Origin of the sequence: Paracoccus marinaquae, assembly GCF_018860165.1 — a bacterium.
GTDB lineage: Bacteria > Pseudomonadota > Alphaproteobacteria > Rhodobacterales > Rhodobacteraceae > Paracoccus > Paracoccus marinaquae.
In genome coordinates this window covers 1-18,747 of sequence record NZ_JAHKNG010000042.1, presented here as the reverse complement: position 1 = coordinate 18,747, position 18,747 = coordinate 1, and the positions used below count along the sequence as shown (strand labels likewise).

Annotated in this window: 19 protein-coding genes and 1 tRNA gene; 14 read left to right on the top strand and 6 right to left on the bottom strand. The window is 67.8% G+C overall.

Annotated features, from left to right (window positions below; all coding sequences use genetic code 11):
* Positions 1 to 63: 63 nt before the first annotated feature.
* Complete coding sequence (locus KNW02_RS17120; RefSeq protein WP_216034451.1) at positions 64 to 837, bottom strand: alpha/beta fold hydrolase; 774 nt, start codon at positions 835 to 837, stop codon at positions 64 to 66.
* Here KNW02_RS17120 and KNW02_RS17115 point away from each other — a divergent pair.
* On the top strand, positions 823 to 1,290 hold the full coding sequence (locus KNW02_RS17115; protein WP_348524758.1) for a hypothetical protein: 468 nt from the start codon (positions 823 to 825) through the stop codon (positions 1,288 to 1,290). The two genes, KNW02_RS17120 and KNW02_RS17115, sit on opposite strands and share 15 nt — an antisense overlap.
* A 105-nt stretch (positions 1,291 to 1,395) precedes the next feature.
* Positions 1,396 to 2,583: an MFS transporter gene (locus KNW02_RS17110; RefSeq protein ID WP_216034450.1), complete on the top strand. Its 1,188-nt coding sequence runs from the start codon at positions 1,396 to 1,398 to the stop codon at positions 2,581 to 2,583.
* Here the strand turns inward: KNW02_RS17110 and KNW02_RS17105 are convergent.
* Positions 2,501 to 3,262 (bottom strand): DUF599 domain-containing protein, encoded by a 762-nt coding sequence (locus tag KNW02_RS17105; RefSeq protein WP_216034449.1) that lies wholly within the window; start codon positions 3,260 to 3,262, stop codon positions 2,501 to 2,503. The two genes, KNW02_RS17110 and KNW02_RS17105, sit on opposite strands and share 83 nt — an antisense overlap.
* 93 nt (positions 3,263 to 3,355) lie before the next feature.
* Between KNW02_RS17105 and KNW02_RS17100 the strand changes: the two genes are divergently transcribed.
* The 5 genes from KNW02_RS17100 to KNW02_RS17080 all read left to right on the top strand — a co-directional run bounded on the left by KNW02_RS17100 (position 3,356) and on the right by KNW02_RS17080 (position 8,008).
* Entirely contained in the window at positions 3,356 to 3,601 is a 246-nt protein-coding gene (locus tag KNW02_RS17100) for an HP1242/YdcH family protein (RefSeq protein ID WP_216034448.1), read from the top strand.
* 34 nt (positions 3,602 to 3,635) lie between these two features.
* Positions 3,636 to 5,093: an FAD-linked oxidase C-terminal domain-containing protein gene (locus KNW02_RS17095; RefSeq protein ID WP_216034463.1), complete on the top strand. Its 1,458-nt coding sequence runs from the start codon at positions 3,636 to 3,638 to the stop codon at positions 5,091 to 5,093.
* Positions 5,083 to 6,123: an FAD-binding protein gene (locus KNW02_RS17090; RefSeq protein ID WP_216034447.1), complete on the top strand. Its 1,041-nt coding sequence runs from the start codon at positions 5,083 to 5,085 to the stop codon at positions 6,121 to 6,123. The genes KNW02_RS17095 and KNW02_RS17090 overlap by 11 nt, the downstream gene beginning before the upstream one ends.
* A complete protein-coding gene (gene glcF, locus KNW02_RS17085) occupies positions 6,123 to 7,424 on the top strand; it encodes a glycolate oxidase subunit GlcF (RefSeq protein WP_216034446.1) in 1,302 nt (433 codons plus the stop codon). Before KNW02_RS17090 ends, glcF begins: the two co-directional genes overlap by 1 nt.
* Positions 7,425 to 7,555: 131 nt before the next feature.
* Positions 7,556 to 8,008 carry an Hsp20 family protein gene (locus KNW02_RS17080; protein ID WP_216034445.1) on the top strand — a complete coding sequence of 151 codons (453 nt, stop codon included), beginning with the start codon at positions 7,556 to 7,558 and terminating at the stop codon, positions 8,006 to 8,008.
* 101 nt (positions 8,009 to 8,109) lie between these two features.
* Here KNW02_RS17080 and recR read toward each other — a convergent pair whose 3' ends face one another.
* The 3 genes from recR to KNW02_RS17065 are packed head-to-tail and all read right to left on the bottom strand — an operon-like array spanning position 8,110 to position 10,840.
* Complete coding sequence (recR, locus tag KNW02_RS17075; RefSeq protein ID WP_216034444.1) at positions 8,110 to 8,709, bottom strand: recombination mediator RecR; 600 nt, start codon at positions 8,707 to 8,709, stop codon at positions 8,110 to 8,112.
* Positions 8,710 to 8,713: 4 nt separating this feature from the next.
* Positions 8,714 to 9,058, bottom strand: coding sequence for a YbaB/EbfC family nucleoid-associated protein (locus KNW02_RS17070; protein WP_216034443.1), 345 nt, complete (start codon positions 9,056 to 9,058; stop codon positions 8,714 to 8,716).
* Positions 9,059 to 9,061: 3 nt separating this feature from the next.
* The gene (locus KNW02_RS17065) at positions 9,062 to 10,840 is read right to left on the bottom strand and encodes a DNA polymerase III subunit gamma/tau (RefSeq protein WP_216034442.1); all 1,779 of its coding nucleotides are present in this window, start codon (positions 10,838 to 10,840) and stop codon (positions 9,062 to 9,064) included.
* 233 nt (positions 10,841 to 11,073) lie between these two features.
* On the opposite strand from KNW02_RS17065, the gene KNW02_RS17060 reads away from it, so the two are divergent.
* The 3 genes from KNW02_RS17060 (at position 11,074) to purU (ending at position 13,817) form a co-directional block, all read left to right on the top strand.
* On the top strand, positions 11,074 to 12,240 hold the full coding sequence (locus KNW02_RS17060) for a M20 aminoacylase family protein (RefSeq protein ID WP_216034441.1): 1,167 nt from the start codon (positions 11,074 to 11,076) through the stop codon (positions 12,238 to 12,240).
* Between the two features lie 121 nt (positions 12,241 to 12,361).
* Complete coding sequence (locus KNW02_RS17055) at positions 12,362 to 12,619, top strand: hypothetical protein (RefSeq protein WP_216034440.1); 258 nt, start codon at positions 12,362 to 12,364, stop codon at positions 12,617 to 12,619.
* Positions 12,620 to 12,932: 313 nt separating this feature from the next.
* Entirely contained in the window at positions 12,933 to 13,817 is an 885-nt protein-coding gene (gene purU / locus KNW02_RS17050; protein ID WP_216034439.1) for a formyltetrahydrofolate deformylase, read from the top strand.
* Here the strand turns inward: purU and KNW02_RS21175 are convergent.
* Positions 13,793 to 15,358 carry a bifunctional aminoglycoside phosphotransferase/ATP-binding protein gene (locus KNW02_RS21175; RefSeq protein WP_216034438.1) on the bottom strand — a complete coding sequence of 522 codons (1,566 nt, stop codon included), beginning with the start codon at positions 15,356 to 15,358 and terminating at the stop codon, positions 13,793 to 13,795. The genes purU and KNW02_RS21175 overlap by 25 nt on opposite strands.
* Positions 15,359 to 15,587: 229 nt before the next feature.
* Between KNW02_RS21175 and leuB the strand changes: the two genes are divergently transcribed.
* The 4 genes from leuB to KNW02_RS17025 all read left to right on the top strand — a co-directional run bounded on the left by leuB (position 15,588) and on the right by KNW02_RS17025 (position 18,590).
* On the top strand, positions 15,588 to 16,709 hold the full coding sequence (leuB, locus tag KNW02_RS17040; RefSeq protein ID WP_216034437.1) for a 3-isopropylmalate dehydrogenase: 1,122 nt from the start codon (positions 15,588 to 15,590) through the stop codon (positions 16,707 to 16,709).
* 158 nt (positions 16,710 to 16,867) lie between these two features.
* The gene (locus KNW02_RS17035; RefSeq protein ID WP_216034436.1) at positions 16,868 to 17,824 is read left to right on the top strand and encodes a DMT family transporter; all 957 of its coding nucleotides are present in this window, start codon (positions 16,868 to 16,870) and stop codon (positions 17,822 to 17,824) included.
* 48 nt (positions 17,825 to 17,872) lie between these two features.
* Positions 17,873 to 17,949, top strand: a tRNA-Pro gene (locus KNW02_RS17030).
* 461 nt (positions 17,950 to 18,410) lie between these two features.
* Positions 18,411 to 18,590, top strand: coding sequence for a hypothetical protein (locus KNW02_RS17025; protein ID WP_216034435.1), 180 nt, complete (start codon positions 18,411 to 18,413; stop codon positions 18,588 to 18,590).
* Positions 18,591 to 18,747 lie beyond the last annotated feature (157 nt).

Below are 18,747 nucleotides of genomic sequence, written 5' to 3'. Positions count from 1 at the left end.
ATCCGGTTCGCTGCTGGGGCGGCCGGATGCCCGACCTGACTGGTCGCGCGCCTTGCCGCGGCGTCAGCCCGCGCCCAGAAAGGCGGCCAGGGTTTCGGCCACCGCCTCGGGCGCATCGGCATGCATCCAGTGGCCGGCATCCTTCAGCGTCACGACGCGGATCTGCGGGAAATGGGCGCGCAGGGCGTCCTGCCCGGCCGCATCCACATAATCCGAGCGCGCCCCGATCATCGCCATCGCCGGGCCGTCGAAGCCGGTTTTCGGAAGGCCCGCAGGCCAGCTTAGGATGCCCGGCATCTCGGCGCGCAGGACCGGCAGGTTCAGCCGCCATTGCGGCGGATCGGCCTTGAGGTCCAGGGATTGCAGCAGGAAGGCGCGCAGGCCGGCACTGTGAACCTCGCCGGAGAGGGCGGCGTCGGCCTCGCTGCGGCGGCTGATTCCGGTCAGATCAAGCCCCTCCATCGCGGCGATCAGGGGCAGCTGGGTATGCGAATAGGCGACCGGGGCGATATCCATCACCACCAGCTTGCGGATCAGGTCGGGCCGGGTCAGCGCCAGAGCCATGGCCGCCTTGCCGCCCATCGAATGGCCGGCAAGATCCGCCTTCCCGCCCAGCGATTCGATGGTGTCGGCCAGATCACCGGCCATTGCCGCATAGCTGTGGTCGGGATCATGCGGGCTGTCGCCATGATTGCGCATGTCGACGGTGATGATGCGACGGGCCTGACCCAGCCGGCGGGCCAATGCGCCCAGATTGCGGCCCTGGCCGAACAGCCCGTGCGCCAGAACGACGGGCAGGCCGGCATCCTGCCCCGTGATCGTGTGATTCAGTTTCATGGCGCGATCCTAGAGCGTCTGGCGCCGCTTCGCCATCCCGTCTATCTTGCCGCCATGACCCGGGTGGCGCAGAGTTTCGAGGATGTTCAGGCGATGGCGGACGAGGTGTCGCGCCTGATGGTCGCCCGCTATGGCGGCGCGCGCCGGGGCGAGCGGCCACCCCTGCATGTGATGCTGCGGCGCCGCGGCGGCGCCTTGCCGCAGAAGCTGCGCCGGCCGGCCAGCCAACTGGCCGAGGCCGACCGGATCAGCGCCCAGCCCAAGGTCGCCCGGCAACTGGACCTGCAGGGTCTCAGCCGCGCCCATGCCGCGCTGATCGGCCATCTGCGCCCGCTGGGCGAACTCAGCCGCTGGCGCGGCCGGGCGATCAGCTTTGCCGCCTCGGTCAGTTTCGGCATGCTGGTGCTGGCGGCGGTGATCCTTTGGCTGATGGTCCGGCGCGGGCATCTGTAGCCCCGCTGTTGCATTGCAGCCGCTGCAAGGCTGCCCGGCCCAGATAGCCCTTGCATTGCCACCCCGCGGCATGATGTTAGGGCCAACATCTTTCAGGACCGCGCCATGACCCAACCCCGTGATCTGCGTCACGCCATCCTTGCGCTTGCGCTTGGGGCGTTCGCCATCGGCACCTCGGAATTCGCCGCGATGGGGCTGCTGCCCTATTTTGCGGCAGATCTGGGCATTTCCGAGCCGCAGGCCGGCCATGTCATCAGTGCCTATGCCCTGGGCGTGGTGGTCGGGGCGCCCCTGACCTCGATCATGGGCGCGAAACTGCCCCGGCGGCGCTATCTGGCGGCGCTGATGGCGTTCTACGGCGTGGTGAACCTGCTGGCGGCGATGGTGCCCGGTCTGGCGGCGCTGACCGGCATGCGCTTTCTGGCCGGGTTGCCGCATGGCGGGTTTCTGGGCGTGGCGATGCTCTATGCCGCCGATGCGCTGCCTGCGGGACAGCGGGCGCGCGGCGCGGCACAGGTCATCATGGGGCTGACGGTGGCCAATATCATCGGCGTGCCGCTGGCCGGCGCATTGGGGCAGGGGATCGGCTGGCGTTGGGGATTTGCGCTGCCGGGGCTGCTGGCGCTGGTCTCGGCCTGGGCGATCCTGAAGCTGGCGCCGCGCGTGGGCGGCAATCCCGATGCGCGGCCGCTGGACGAGTTGCAGGCGCTGCGCAATCCGCGGGTGCTGTGGATCCTGGCGGTGGGCGCGATCGGCTTCGGCGGATTGTTCGCTGTCTATGCCTTCCTGACCGCGGCGATGCTGGCCACGACCGAGGCGCCGGGCTGGGCGATTCCGCTGGCACTGGCGGTTTTCGGGATCGGCGGCACGATCGGCACCTGGTTCTCGGGCCGGGTGACCGAGCGGCTGGGCCAGATCCGGGCCGCCTATCTCAGCCTTGCGGCAATGGCGGTGACGCAGGGCTTCGCGGTGCTGGCGGTGGGCGACTGGGTGCTGATGGTGCTGTCCTCCTTCCTGCTGGCGGCCGGGGCGGGGCTGGTGATCCCCCTGCAGACCCGGTTGATGGATGTCGCGGGCCGGGCGCAGAACATGGCCGCGGCGATGAATCACGCCGCCTTCAACGCCGCCAACGCGCTCGGGCCGTTCCTGGCCGGCATGGCGCTGGCCGCCGGCTGGGGCTGGCGGGCGCCGGGGATCGTCGGCATCGCGCTTACGGCTGCGGGGGCGGTGGTTCTGACACTGGCCGTCCGACATGACCGGGCAAGCGGGGCGGTGGCAGGCTGCGCAGGATGACCTGGCGCGAGTTCGAGGCGAATTCGCGCCGCCAGGTGACGAACAGGACCACCGCCGTGCCGACCATCAGCGCCCAGGGGCCGGCCAGCCAGCCAAGCGATCCGATGGCGAAATAGACGCTGCGCAGCCCGGCGTTGAAGCTGCGCGCGGCAGTGATGTTCAGGTCGGCCGCCTGCAGGGCTCGATCCTCGGCCATCGGATCGCGGGGATCGTTCGGCACCGCCGCCATCATGATCGCGCAATAGCCGAACAGCCGGTGCGACCAGACGAATTTCAGGAAGGCGTTGACGACGAAGAACATCACCACCAGCAGCTTGACCTCCCACAGGATCGCGGTCGTGCGGGCCAGTTCGAAGTCGCGGGCCAGCCCGCGCAACTGGTCGGTATTGCCGATCAGCGCCAGAAGGCCGCCGGTGGCGATCATGCAGGCCGAGGCGAAGAAGGCGGTGCCCTCGCGCAGGCTGGTCAGGATATTGCCGTCGAAGATGCGCGGCTCGCGACTGACGAAATGCAGCATCCATTCGCGCCGGAACCGGGTCATCAGCACCGAGACCGAGGGGAAGCCCGCCGGCGGATGCTCGGTCATCCGGCCGATTCCCAGCCAGGCCGCGAACAGCAGCAGCACCGCGATCAGATCGGGCAGCGCGGTCGTGCCAAGAAGGTTCGGATCGGTGTTCATGGCAAGGGTTTTACGTGGGGTCGCATCGCCTTGAAAGCCCCCCCGGCGGGGACTATCGTCATTTGCAGGAACGCGCCCGAACCGGAGGACTACATGGCCACGCCTCACGCCATCCACGAAGAATTTCCGAATGACGGCGACCGCATCCACGAGCTGAAGCTCAAGGACGCGCATTTCGCCCGCCTGCTGGAGGACTATGACCAGATCAACGATCAGGTGCATGGTGCCGCGACCTCGGTCCATCCTGTCAGCGAGGATGCCGAGAAAGAGATGCGCCGCAAGCGCGCCCATCTGAAGGACGAGATCGCCCGCATGCTGTCGGCCGCCAGGGCCGACTGAGACCAGCCACGGCCGGGGAGGGGCCGCAGCCATGATGCAGATGCCTGAACCCGATGCGTCGGTCCTGTCCCGGCGCGAGGCGATCGTGGCGGCACTGAGGCAGGCGGTCCCCGATGCCGTGATCGACGACCCGGCCGAGACGCGCGCCTATGAATGCGACGCGCTCTCGGCCTATCGTTGCCCGCCGCTGGCGGTCGTGCTGCCGCGCTCGACCGAGGAGGTGTCGCGGCTGATGGCCATCTGCCACCGCCTCGGCGTGCCGGTGGTGCCGCGCGGGGCCGGGACCAGCCTTGCCGGCGGATCGATGCCCACGGCGGATGCGGTGGTGATCGGGCTGGCGCGGATGAACGCGGTGCTGGAGATCAGCACCGGTGACCGGCTGATCCGGGTCGAGGCCGGGCGCACCAACCTGTCCGTCTCGGGCGCGGTCGACGGGCACGGGTTCTTCTATGCCCCCGATCCCTCCAGCCAGCTGGCCTGCGCCATCGGCGGCAATATCGGCATGAATTCCGGTGGCGCACATTGCCTGAAATACGGCGTCACCACCAACAATCTTCTGGGCGTGACCATGGTGCTGATGGATGGCACGGTGGTCGAGCTGGGCGGCCCGATGGGTGAGGCGGCGGGGCTGGACCTGCTGGGCGTGGTCTGCGGATCCGAGGGCCAGCTTGGTATCGTGACCGAGGCGGTGCTGCGGATCCTGCCAAAGCCCGCCGGCGCGCGGCCCGTGCTGATCGCCTTCGACAGCAGCGAGACGGCGGGCGCCTGCGTGGCGGCGATCATCCGCGCCGGCGTGTTGCCGGTCGCCATCGAATTCATGGACCGCCCCTGCATCCGCGCGACCGAAGCCCATGCCCATCCCGGCTATCCCGATTGTGAGGCGCTGCTGATCGTCGAGGTCGAGGGCACCCCGCCCGAGATCGACGAGGCGCTGGCGCTGATCCGCGCGATCGCCCTGTCCTTCGCGCCGATCGAGTTCCGCGAAAGCCGCAGCGAGGACGAATCGCGCCGCATCTGGCTGGGCCGCAAGTCGGCCTTCGGGGCGATGGGGCAGATGGGCGATTACATCTGCCTCGACGGCACCATTCCGGTCTCGGCGCTGCCGCAGGTGCTGGCCGGGATCGGGGATCTGTCGCGCGATTACGGGCTGGCGGTCGCCAATGTCTTCCATGCCGGCGACGGCAACATGCACCCGCTGATCATCTATGACGCCAATGCGCCCGGCGATCTGGACCGGGCCGAGGCGATGGGGGCCGATATCCTGCGGCTCTGCGTCAAGGTCGGCGGCTGCCTGACCGGGGAACATGGCGTCGGCATCGAGAAGCGCGACCTGATGACCGCGCAATATGCGCCCCCCGATCTCGAGGCGCAGATGCGCGTCAAGGATGTCTTCGATCCGCGCTGGCTGCTGAATGCCGCCAAGGTCTTTCCGCTGGAGGTTTCGGCCAGCCGCCGCGCGGCGCGTCCGAATCTGCCCCCCGATGCGGCCTGACAGAGAAGCGGCGCTGGCTGATCTGATCCGCGCGGCGCGCGAGCCCCTGTCGATCACCGGCGGCGGCACGCGGCTGTGGCCCGGCGAGGGGCAGGGCGCGCGGCTGGAGGTTTCGGGCCTGAGCGGCGTGAGGCTTTATGAACCCGAGGCGCTGACGCTGGTGGTGGGCGCCGGCACGCCGCTGACCACGGTGCGCGAGGTGCTGGCCGCCGAAGGGCAGATGCTGGGGTTCGAGCCGATGGGCCAGCCCGGCTCGACCATCGGCGGGATCGCCGCCAGCAATGCCTCGGGGCCGCGCCGGGTGCAGGCCGGGGCGGCGCGCGATGCGATGATCGGGCTGCGCTTTGTCGACGGGCAGGGCGAGGTGGTGGCGAATGGCGGGCGGGTGATGAAGAACGTCACCGGCTATGACCTCGTCAAGCTGATGGCCGGCAGTCGCGGCCGGCTGGGGGTCCTGACCGAACTCAGCCTGCGCACGACGCCGATCCCGCCCGTGCGCCACACGCTCTGCCTGCCCGGTCTTGATGCCGCTGCCGCCATCCCGGCGCTGACGGCGGCGCTGAGTGGTCCTTTCGATATCAGCGGCGCGGCCTGGCTGCCGGGTCGCGGCGCGCTCTTGCGGCTGGAGGGGCTCGAGCAATCGGTGCGGCTGCGGGCCGCCGCGCTGCGCGACAGGCTGGCCGGTTTCAGCGAGGTGACCGAGGCCGAGGACGACCCCTGGCAACTTCTGGACCCGGAGATCCGGAACACATCAGGCGATCTCTGGCGCATCATCTGCCGCCCGGGCGAGGCGCCGGCGATCCTTGCCGCGCTGCCCGCGCCGATCTCGCTGGACTGGGGCGGCGCGCTGATCCATGTGCGGCTGCCCGCGGATGAGGTGCCACAGCTGCCGCGCTTCTCGGGCCATGCCCGCCGCATCTCGGGCAGCGCCACGATGGTGCTGCCGTCACCCGACCCGGTGCTGCACCGGATCGAGGCCGGGCTGCGCCACAGGTTCGATCCGCGCGGCATCTTTCTGGGGATCGACTGATGCAGACCAATTTCACCCCCGAACAATTGCGGGATCCGGCCATGGCACGGTCCAACAGGATCCTGCGGACCTGCGTGCATTGCGGCTTCTGCACCGCCACCTGCCCGACCTATCAGGTGCTGGGCGACGAGTTGGACAGCCCGCGCGGGCGCATCTACCTGATCAAGGACATGCTCGAGACCGGGCGCCCGGCGGACGAAAAGACCGTCAAGCATATCGACCGCTGCCTGTCATGCCTCAGCTGCATGACCACCTGTCCCTCGGGCGTGCATTACATGCATCTGGTCGATCACGCCCGCGCCCATATCGAGGCGACCTATCGCCGTCCCTGGCGCGACCGGGCCCTGCGCTGGCTGTTGCGGAACCTGATCCCCTATCCGGGCCGGTTCCGGCTGGCGCTGTTCGGGGCAAGGCTGGGCCGGCCCTTTGCCCGGCTGATGCCCGATGCCCGGCTGCGGGCGATGCTGGCGATGGCGCCGAGGGCGATCCCGCCGGTCAGCCGCAACGACGACGGCCAGACCTTCCCGGCCATCGGCCAGCGTCGTGCCCGGGTCGCGCTGATGATCGGCTGTGCGCAGCGGGCGCTGAACACCGAGATCAACGATGCCACCATCCGGCTGCTGCGCCGGGCGGGCTGCGAGGTGGTGATCCCCGAGAGGTTCGGTTGCTGCGGCGCGCTGACCCTGCATATGGGACAGGAGGCGGATGCCAAGGCGCGCGCGAGGGACAGCATCGCCCGGCTGCTGGCCGCCGAGGCCGCCGGGCCGCTGGATGCCATCGTCATCAACACCTCGGGCTGCGGCACCACGATCAAGGATTACGGCCATCTGTTCGCGCATGACGACATTGCCGCCGAGGCCGCGCGGGTGTCGTCGCTGGCGAAGGACGTGACCGAGTTTCTGGACCGGCTGGGCCTGCCCGAACGCGCGCGGTCCGAGGGGCAGGGGGCGCGGGTCGCCTATCATTCGGCCTGTTCGCTGCAGCATGGCCAGCAGATCAGGTCGGCGCCCAAGGACCTGCTGACGCGGGCCGGGTTCCAGATCGTCGAACCCGGCGACCCGCATCTCTGCTGCGGCTCGGCCGGGACCTACAACCTGCTGCAGCCGGAACTGTCGGCCGAGTTGAGGCGCCGCAAGGTCGCCACGCTGGAGGCCACGGCGCCGCAGATCATCGCCGCCGGCAATATCGGCTGCATGATGCAGATCGGCGGCGGCACGGCCGTGCCGGTGGTGCATACGGTGCAGCTTCTGGACTGGGCGACCGGCGGGCCGCGACCGCCCGGCCTGGGCGCCGTCGCCTGACGCCGCAGGGGTCTTGAACGACGGGGCCCCCGGCCTACATCAGTCCTATCGGCGGCCGCAACGGCGCCGGACACCGCCCGCCCGGGAACCGGGGGGCATCACCTTGCATCGCTTCTGAGAGGATGTGACACATGCGTAATTTCGACCTGACCCCGCTTTATCGTGCCTCGGTCGGCTTTGACCGTCTGGCTGATGTCATGGACCGCGCGCTGTCGGCGGATGTCGCCGCGCCGACCTATCCGCCCTATAATATCGAGAAGACCGGCGAGGATGCCTATCGCATCTCGATCGCCGTGGCCGGGTTCTCGGCCGACGACCTGAATGTCGAGGTCCGCGACGGCGCCGTCATCGTCTCGGCCCGCAAGGCCGAGGAAGAGGATGGCCGCAGCTACCTGCATCGCGGCATCGCCACCCGCGCCTTCGAGCGCAAGTTCACCCTGGCCGACCATGTCCGGGTGAAGGGGGCGAGCCATCTGGACGGCATGCTGCATATCGACCTGGTCCGCGAGATCCCCGAGGCGCTGAAACCGCGCCGGATCGAGATCGCCAAGACCGCGACGAAGGTGGAGAAGCTGGACGCCTGATCGCCTGCGTTCCCGCGACGGCTGGGGGACTTTGCGTCCCCCAGACCCCCTGCAGGATATTTCCGTGAAGAAGAAGTGGCGGTGCGGACGGCCCGCCTTTTTCAGAACCGGCGGCGGGCGCGCAGTGCCGCGCTGATGGTGCCGTCGTCGAGATAGTCCAGTTCCCCGCCGATGGGCACGCCCTGGGCGAGGCCGGTGACGGTGACATTGCTGTCCGGCAGTGCGTCCAGGATGTAATGGGCGGTGGTCTGGCCTTCGACGGTGGCGTTCAGCGCGAGGATCACCTCGCGGATATTGTCGCGCCGGATGCGGTCGATCAGGGCCGGGATGCCCAGATCCTCGGGGCCGATCTCGTCCAGCGCCGAGAGCGTGCCGCCGAGGATGTGGTAGCGGCCGCGAAAGGCGTGGCCGCGTTCCAGCGCCCAGAGATCGGCCACATCTTCGACCACGCAGATCTCGCCATTGGCGCGGGCCGGGTCGGCGCAGATCGCGCAGGTGTCGCGGTCGGTGATATTGCCGCAGGTCAGGCATTCGCGCGACGAGGTGGCGACGCTTTCCAGCAGCCGGGCCAACTGCGTCATCTGGCCCGAGCGCTTGCGGATCAGATGCAGCACGACGCGACGGGCCGAGCGCGGGCCGAGGCCGGGCAGCCGCGCCATCAGCGCGATCAGCGCCTGGATGTCGTCGCTGCCCTCGGCCATCGGCTCAGAACGGCAGCTTCATGTCGCCGGGCAACCCCAGTTCCTGGGTGATGCGGGCCATTTCCGACTGCATCCTGTCCTGCGCGCGACGCTGCGCGTCCTTGACGGCGGCGAGGATCAGATCCTCGACCACCTCCTTCTCGCTGGGCTGGAAGATCGAGGGGTCGATCTCGAGCCCGGTCAACTCGCCCTTGGCGGTGGCCGTCGCCCTGACCAGACCGGCGCCGGATTCGCCGGTCACCGTCAGCTTGTCCAGATCGGCCTGCATCTGCTGCATCCGCTCCTGCATGTCCTTGGCGGCCTTCATCATCCTGGCCATGTCGCCAATGCCGCCCAAGCCCTTCATCATCGCTTAATCCTCATCCTCGAACGGGTCCCATTCCTCGGCTTCGGCGACGGGACCCTGTGTGTCATGCGGGTTTGCCGCGCCCTCGGCGGCGATCTCTTCGGCGTCGCCCGGATCGGGGGCGATGCGGGTGACACCTGTCAGTCTGGCGCCCGGGAAGGCGGCCAGCACCTGCTGCACCATCGGCAGGTCCAGCGCACGCCTGCGGGCGTCCTCGGCATCGGCGGCACGCGTCTCGGCGATGGTGGCGCCGCCGCCGGTGCTGGTCACGGTCACCGCCCAACGCTGGCCGCCGCACCAGCCGCGCAGGCGCTCGGCCAGTCGCTGCGCCAGATCGGCGGGGGCGTTGCCGCGTGGTTCGAACTCGATCCGGCCGGGGCTGTAGCGGACCAGCGCGACATGGTTTTCGACCTGCACCAGCAGCAGCATGTCACCCATCCGCCGGATCAGGTCCAGCACCGAGGCGAAGTCGGGGAAGGTGGCGAAGGCGTCGGGCGAGATCGCCAGCGCGGTCGCCGCGCCCGAGGGCTGGCGCGCGATCACCGGCGCCGGCCGGGCCGCGCGCGGCTGCTGCCGGCCATTGCCGGCGGGGGCGGGTTGGCGGGTGAATTCGCCCGCCGCCTGCGCCTGCTGAACCTTGCGGATCAGTGCCTCGGGATCGGGCAGGTCGGCCACATGTGTCAGCCTGATCACCGCCATCTCGGCCGCCATCATCGCGTTCGGCGCGGTCGAGACCTCGTCCAGCGCCTTCAGCAGCATCTGCCACAGCCGGGTCAGGACCCGCATCGCCAGCCGTTCGGCCAGGGCCTGTCCGCGCATGCGTTCGTCCGGCGATATGGTCGGATCGTCGATGGCTTGCGGGGTAATCTTCACGACCGAGATCCAATGCGTGATCTCGGCCAGATCGCGCAGCACGGCGACCGGATCGGCGCCATCGGCATATTGCGCCTGGAGTTCGGTCAGGGCCGAGGCGGCGTCGCCGCGCAGGATCATCTCGGCAAGGTCGATGACCCGGCCGCGATCGGCCAGACCCAGCATGGCGCGGACCTGATCGGCGCCGGTTTCGCCCGCGCCATGGCTGATCGCCTGATCCAGCAGGCTGGTCGCATCCCGTGCGCTGCCCTCGGCCGCCCGCGTGATCAGCGCCAGCGCATCATCGCTGATCTGCGCGGCTTCGGCCGTGGCGATGCGGCGCAGCAGGGCGATCATCACCTCGGGTTCGATCCGGCGCAGGTCGAACCGCTGGCAGCGGGACAGCACGGTGACCGGAACCTTGCGGATCTCGGTGGTGGCGAAGATGAATTTCACATGCGGCGGCGGTTCCTCGAGCGTCTTCAGCAGCGCGTTGAAGGCGCTGGTCGAGAGCATGTGGACCTCGTCGATGATGTAGATCTTGTAGCGCGCCGAGGCCGCCCGGTAATGCACCGATTCGATGATCTCGCGGATGTCGTTCACGCCGGTGCGCGAGGCCGCGTCCATCTCGAGCACGTCGACATGGCGGCCCTCGCTGATCGCGACGCAATGTTCGCATGTGCCGCAGGGCTCGGTGGTCGGGCCGCCGGCACCGTCGGGGCCGATGCAGTTCATGCCCTTGGCGATGATCCGCGCGGTGGTTGTCTTTCCGGTACCGCGGATGCCGGTCATGATGAAGGCCTGCGCGATCCGGTCGGCTGCGAAGGCGTTCTTCAGCGTGCGCACCATTGCGTCCTGACCGACCAGATCGGCAAAGGTCTCGGGCCGGTATTTCCGGGCCAGAACCTGATATGTCTGCTGGGTCTCGGTCATCGAACATCCGCTGTTGCGGCGCCACTCTAGCCGGGTGGCCCGAGGGGAACAACCGTGTCGGATGGTGCTTGATGCGAGATTGCCTCGATCGGCCCCGGGGCGCCGTGCGGGGCTTCGCGGACCGGGTCTTTCGACATGGAATGCCTTGTCCGGGTCATCAGCCTGAAAGGGCGTGGCTGTGACTTGCAGAGCCTGCGCAAACGCCGCATCCTGTCCGGTGAAGGAGACCGATCATGCCCGTCAAGAACCGCTTCGCCGAACTGCTGCCCGAGATCACCGCCTGGCGCCGGGATTTCCACGAGCATCCCGAGTTGCTCTATGATGTTCACCGCACCGCCGGGCGGGTTGCGGACCTGTTGCGGGAATTCGGCTGCGACGAGGTGACCGAGGGGATCGGCCGGACGGGCGTCGTCGGCGTCATCCGCGGCAAGAGCGACAGCAAGGGCCGTGTCGTCGGGCTGCGCGCCGATATGGACGCGCTGCCGATCCATGAGCAGAGCGGGGTCGACTATGCCTCGAAAACGCCGGGCAGGATGCATGCCTGCGGCCATGACGGCCATACCGCCATGCTGCTGGGGGCGGCGAAATATCTGTCCGAGACCCGCAATTTCGACGGAACCGCCGTGGTCATCTTCCAGCCGGCCGAGGAGGGCGGCGGCGGTGGCGACGCGATGGTCAAGGACGGGCTGGTCGATCGCTGGGGCATTCAGGAATTTTACGGCATGCACAACATGCCGGGCATGCCGGTCGGCAGTTTCGCCATCAAGCCCGGCCCGATGATGGCCGCGGCCGACCAGTTCGACATCGTGGTGACCGGCAAGGGCGGGCATGCCGCCAAGCCGCATGAGTGTATCGACACGACGCTGACCGCCGCGCAGATCATCGTCGCGCTGCAATCGGTGGTGGCGCGCAATGTCGATCCGCTGAAGAATGCGGTGATCTCGGTCTGCGTGGTCCAGACCGACTCGACCGCGCATAACGTCATCCCGCAGGTGGTGCAGCTGAAGGGCACCGCCCGCAGCCTCGATCCCGAGGTACGCGACCAGTTGCAGGAGGGGATCTCCCGCGTCGCCACCAATGTCGCGGTTGCCATGGGGGCGGTGGCCGAGGTCGATTATCAGCGTGGCTATCCGGTGACGGTGAATGACGATCAGGCGACCGAATGGGCCGCCGAGGTCGCGCGCGGCATCGCCGGCGATGTCGACATGACCATGCTGCCGATGATGGGCGGCGAGGATTTCAGCTATATGCTAAACGCGCGTCCCGGCGCCTATATCTGGGTCGGAAATGGCGACACGGCGATGGTGCATCACCCGGCCTACAACTTCAACGATGACACCATCCCGGCGGGCTCCAGCTGGTATGCCGGCATGATCGAGACGCGGATGCCCGCGGCCTGAGGCTGCGCCGTCGAATCCTTTCCAGATGCTGCAATTGCGCCAGCGCGGATGAGGGCCTGCGGCGCGGCCGGCCGGACCCGGGTTCCGCCCCGCATTGATCTGGCATGTCACGGAGGCAAGGATGGAAGTCAGCGACGAGCGCTACGATGCCATCGAGAAAGCATATGTTGAAAGCGCGAACGCTGTGCAGTGGGCCTATCTTCACTGGGCATTGGACGCCGGCATCGCAAGTGCTTTGAAGGATGCAATGGGAGAAGGCGTATCCAGGGCCGTGGTCGGCCTGTTGGGGGCTGTGGAAGCGCTGCTGAACGATGGGAAGGGCCTTCCCAAACCAGTGCTGGCCCTGCGGGCGGAGGACCACGACCCGGATCAGGGGTAAGCGGCAGAGGCTGTTCATATCCCGAAACCCCTGGGTGTGGCGCCTGCCCCGCAGTCCGTTCCCATCTCCGTTGGCGGGCGTTGCGCCTGCGGGGCGTCGTCACCGTTCTTTCTCAGTTGCGGGCCCGCTTGCTGCCATCCCGCGGTCAACGCGGCTTTGCATTGATGCCCCAAGGCCATGAGAGCCGGCAGGATATGTCGCTGCGCTGACGGGCAATGTCGGAAACGCGATGGCCGTCGTTGCGCATTCGGTCGAAATGCGACAGAGCGGGGCAGGACCCGCTGACAGGCAAGGGAAAGGGACGGAACCGGTCATGAAAAGCTATACTCTGCGCGTCACCTGCGTCTCGACCCGCGGCATCGTCGCCGCCATCTCGGGCTTTCTTGCGGTGCAGGACTGCAACATCACCGACAGCGCGCAGTTCGACGATGCCGAGACCGGCCGGTTCTTCATGCGGATGAGCTTCCGTTCCGAGGGCAGCGCGGATCTCGACGGCCTGCGCGAGGCCTTTGCGCCGGTCGCGGAGGAATTCGGCATGGAGTTCGAGATCACCGACGATGCGGTGAAGAAAAAAGTGCTGATCATGGTTTCGCGCTTCGGGCATTGCCTGAACGACCTGCTCTATCGCTGGCGGATCGGCGGGCTGCCGATCGACATCGTCGGCGTCGTCTCGAACCATCACGAGTATCAGAAGCTGGTGGTCAATCACGACATTCCCTTCCACATGATCCGGGTGACGGCCGCGAACAAGCCGCAGGCCGAGGCGCGGCAGATGGAGATCATCGAGGAAACCGGGGCCGAACTGATCGTGCTGGCGCGCTATATGCAGGTGCTGTCGGATGCGATGTGCCAGAAGATGTCGGGGCGGATCATCAACATCCACCACTCGTTCCTGCCCAGCTTCAAGGGCGCGAACCCCTACAAGCAGGCCTATGAACGCGGCGTGAAGCTGATCGGTGCCACCTCGCATTACGTCACCGCCGATCTGGACGAGGGGCCGATCATCGAACAGGATACGGTGCGGGTGACCCATGCGCAAAGCCCGGGCGATTACGTCTCGCTTGGCCGGGACGTGGAATCGCAGGTCCTGTCGCGCGCGGTTCACGCCCATATCCATGGCCGGGTGTTCCTGAACGGTGCCAAGACGGTGGTCTTTCCGGCCAGCCCCGGCAGCTATGTCTCCGAGCGGATGGGATAGGCGTCCGGCAGGCGAAGTGCCGTCGCGGCCGCCGCGATCACCTCGTCCAGCCTCCCGCCTGCGGGCACCTGATGCCAGCCGGCCGGGCAAGCCGCGTCCGCGACCTGTCGGCGGATCACCTCGGTCGTGGCGTCCGAGGCATCCGGCCCGCGCGCCTCGACCCGGTGCATCGCCGCCTCGGGGGGCAGGTCCAGCCACAGACCGTCGAAGGCGACACCCTCATGCATCGCCAGTCTTTCGACGCAGGCCTGCCAGTCCGCCCCCAGAAAGGTCGCGTCCAGCAGCACCGTCGTGCCCGTGCGCAGGGCGGCGCGGGCGTCGCAGGTCATCCGCGCCATCACCCGGCGGTTCATGGCGGCGGAATAGCCCGTCTCGGGCAGCCGGGTTTCCGGCGCCGCGCCGGCCAGGCGCTTTCGCGTCACGTCCGAGCGGATGACCACCGCGCCGGTCAGCGGACCCATGCGCGGTGCCAGCGCGCGGGCGATGCTGGACTTGCCGCTGCCCGACAGCCCGCCGATGGCCAGCAGCCGCGGCGCCGCCGGGGGGCTCAGCGCCCGGATGGCGAAATCCAGATTGCGGCGGGCCTCGGTATCGTCTCCGCGCGAGGCCGCAGTCATTGCCCGCACCGCGCCGCGCATGGACAGGAACAGCGGCATCAGCGCCAGTCCGCGATAGTCCCGCGTGGCACTGAGATAGCGGTTGAGCATCGCATTGCCGAGGTCGCCGCGACCCCGCGCCAGCAGATCGGCGAGCGTCAGCGCCAGATCATAGAGGACATCGATCGAGGCGATGGCCTCGTTGAACTCGATGGCATCGAAGGGCGTCGGCTGGCCGGCGATCATGACCACATTGCCCAGATGCAGATCGCCGTGGCAGCGCCGGATGCGGTGGCACCGGTGCCGGCAGGCGATCAGCCCGGCCTGCGCCTGCCGCGCCCGATGCGCCGCCGCGCGCCAGTCCCGCGCGGCGCGGGCCAGATCGCGGCCATCCGCGGCGGCGCTCAGCGCCCCGGCGATCTGGTCGATGCGGCCGCGCAGATCCGCGTCATCGCCGTGATCCGGCGTCACCGGGGCGGCGGCATGGCCGAGCGCGATCCGGTCCGCCAGATCCTCGGCCGCGATCCGGGTCAGCCTGCCCGCGTCGCAGAGCCGGCCCAACTCATCGTTCCGGTCAAAGCGGCGCATCCCGACCAGCCATTCGACCGGTGTGCCATCGCCGCCCAGGTGCAGGCGTCCCTCGCGCCGGGTGACCGGGATGACCTCCCGGTAAAGATCGCCTGCCGCCGCATTGACCTCCATCTCGCGCCGGCAGGATGCCCCGCGCAGTGCCAGGGTCGAGAAATCGAGGTAATTGGTCCTGATCGCCCGCTTCATCTTCCATGCCCGGTCTCCGGCCAGAAAGATCCGCGAGATATGGGTATCGACCCGCTCGACCGGCAGGCCGCCATGCGTCGCAGGATCGCAGAGGAAGCCGATCACCTCGCGCTGCCCGGCTTCGCCGCCGGTCAGGTGCGGCAAGGATTGCTGGTCCGGTCGGGTCATGCTGCGATCCTCCTGCGTCGCCTGGATGGTGCGGTCGGGGTTTCGCCGCTGCCGCTCGGACAGGATCATGCCCGAGCGGGGATGACGCCACGATGACCTGCATCAAGATCGAGGGTCGCGCCGGCTGGTTGCGCCTGCGGCTGCGGGGCGTTCCGGCGCGAACTTGACGCTGCGGCGGGCCGGGTCTAGTCGGGTAGGGTGCCCAGGCGGGCGTCCGAAGGAGAATCCCATGTCCGACAGCTATTCGCTTCTCATCCTGCCCGGCGACGGGATCGGCCCCGAGGTCATGGCCGAGGTGGTCAAGATCGTCGACTGGTTCGGCGCCAATCGCGGCATGTCCTTCGATGTCAGCCACGATCTGGTGGGGGGATCCGCCTATGACCGCCATGGTGTGCCGCTGGCGGACGAGACGATGGCCAGGGCGCAGGCGGTCGATGCCGTGCTGCTGGGGGCCGTGGGCGGCCCGAAATACGACGATCTTGATTTCAGCGTGAAGCCCGAGCGCGGCCTTCTGCGCCTGCGCAAGGAGATGGACCTGTTCGCCAATCTCCGTCCGGCGCAATGCTTTGACGCGCTGGCCGATTTCTCCTCGCTGAAGCGCGAGGTGGTGGCGGGCCTCGATATCCTGATCGTGCGCGAACTGACCTCGGGCGTCTATTTCGGCGAGCCGCGGGGCATCCATGCCGACGACAATGGCGACAATGAGGGCGGCCGCGTCGGCATCAACACCCAGCGTTACACCAGCGGCGAGATCCGGCGCGTGGCGCGCGCGGCCTTTGAACTGGCGATGCGGCGCGGCAACAAGGTCTGCTCGATGGAGAAGGCCAATGTCATGGAATCGGGCATCCTGTGGCGCGAAGAGGTGCAATGGGTCCATGACAACGAATATCCGGATGTCGAGCTGTCGCACATGTATGCCGATAACGGTGCCATGCAGCTGGTTCGCAATCCCCGGCAGTTCGACGTGATCGTGACCGACAACCTGTTCGGCGACATCCTGTCGGACGCGGCGGCGATGCTGACCGGCAGCCTCGGCATGCTGCCCTCGGCCAGCCTCGGCGCGCCGATGGCCAATGGCCGGCCGAAGGCGCTCTATGAGCCTGTGCATGGCTCGGCCCCCGACATCGCCGGTCAGGGCAAGGCCAACCCGATCGCCTGCATCCTCAGCTTTGCCATGGCGCTGCGCTATTCCTTTGATCAGGGCGAGGCTGCGGCCGAGCTGGAACGCGCAGTCGAACGGGTTCTGGCCGATGGTGTCCGCACCGCCGATCTGATGGGACCCGAGGGCGGCACCCCGGTCTCGACCTCGCAGATGGGCGACCGGATCGTCGCGGCCCTGGCCGCCGGATAACCCGCCCCGGATCCTCCTCGGCAGTTTCCCGGCCGGTGGCGATGCCGCGCGGGCGGGAAGCCCGATAATGCGGGCGGCAATCCTATCGCATGCCGGTCCGGGCTTGACTTTGCCGCCCGTCGGTCGCTTCTGTTTGCGGTAACGAGGGGGAGGGTGGCATGGTCGCAAACAATATCCGCGGAGCGCTTCTGCAGCTTGCCGCCATGGGGATCTATGCGACCCATGATGTAGTGATCAAGACGCTGGGGGCGACCTATCCGGCCTTCCAGATCCTGTTCTTCGCCTCGCTTCTGTCCTTTCCGCTGGTCTCGGTCATGCTGATGCGCGACCGGACGCCGGGCACGCTTTGGCCGGTTCATCCGGGCTGGGTGGTGCTGCGGACGGCCTGCGCGGTCGCGGCCGGGATGGCGGGCTTCTATGCCTTCTCGACCCTGCCGCTGGCGCAGGTCTATGCGATCCTGTTCGCCACGCCGCTGATCGTGACGATCCTGTCCATTCCGCTGTTGGGCGAGCGGGTCGGCATCCACCGCTGGGCGGCGGTCATCGTCGGGCTGAGCGGTGTGCTGATCGTGCTGCGCCCCGGCGGCCAGACATTGGCCCTGGGCCATGCGGCGGCGCTGATCGGCGCGCTGGCCAGCGCCCTGGCCGCGGTGATCATCCGCAAGCTGGGCAGCACCGAGCGGTCGGTGGTGCTGATGATCTGGCCGATGCTGGGGAATTTCGTCGTCACCGGCGGCGCGCTGAGCCTTGGCTACGAGCCGATGGCGCTGACCGACCTGGCCCTGGCCGGCCTGATCGCGGCATTGGGGTTGGCGGGTGGGTTCCTGGTCATCATGGCCTATCGCGCCGGCGAGGCGGCGATCGTGGCGCCGATGCAGTATTCGCAGATCATCTGGGCCACGGCCTATGGCTGGTTCCTGTTCGGCGAGCGGCTGGACGGGCCGACCCTTCTGGGCGCATCGGTGATCATCGCCTCGGGCATCTACATCGTCTGGCGCGAGGGCAGCGGCGGCAATTCGGCCAATCGCCCGGTTCTGGCGGCGCGCCTGCGTACCGAAACGGTGACGGCCCCGAAATCGACGCTTCTCCAAAGATTGTTGCATCCGCGCGGCTGAGGGGGCTTGCATTCCCCTGTCCCCCGCGCTACCTGCCCGTCCTACGGTCGGAGCGTAGCGCAGCCTGGTAGCGCACCTGCTTCGGGAGCAGGGGGTCGGAGGTTCGAATCCTCTCGCTCCGACCATCGACCTCTTTTGTGAATTGCCACTGAAGTCTTCCTCAAGTGGCCACTATTTTTCCTTTACGGCAGTAATGCTGACATAAGGCTCGAAGAATTTTCGCTCGCGCCTTGCGCCGAAGTTTTTATCTGGGACAGCCGTCTGCTATCCTCTCCGTGTCAATCTCGGGGTTCAGGAGCATGGGAAGAAGCGATCAGACGCCTCAGAATACGAAAGCAGATCGAGCGGAGCCGCTGGCAAAGCGCATCGCAGCTTTGCAGGAAAGGGCTAGACCGCGCGGCAGCGAGCAAACGCTCACATCGGCCGAACTGAAGGTGTTCATGGATGACCAATGGGGCGAAGGTGAGGACGAGGATCGCTAACCAAGCCGGCACATCAGGTCCGCAAGCTGATAGCCGCAGGGACATTCCGGTCCACGCGGATGAGGGGCCGAAAACTGCTCTGCTCGCGGCGGGAGGTTGAGGAGGTGCTCTCCCTGATTGAAAACCTGCCCGTCGGACCCAAGGACGGATATCGCACAATCCGATCTGTATTGGCAGGCGGCGCCGGCATGGCTTCGATCGTTGCGGGGTTGAAAAGTGGTAAATTGAAAGCGCGGCGCCTGGCCGGCCGGCCGGGCATCTCCGGACTTCAGGTTCTCTGGTGAGCTACCAGTACGGCAAGCTATGCCCCAGCAGTGTTGATTGCCACTGAGAATTGACCCGGCAACCGCCAAAATTGTCATTGAGAATTGACCCATGTGCAACCCTGCCTCGGCTTGAAGCAGCTGGAGGCATACGGAGTGATCGACATGGGATTTTTGA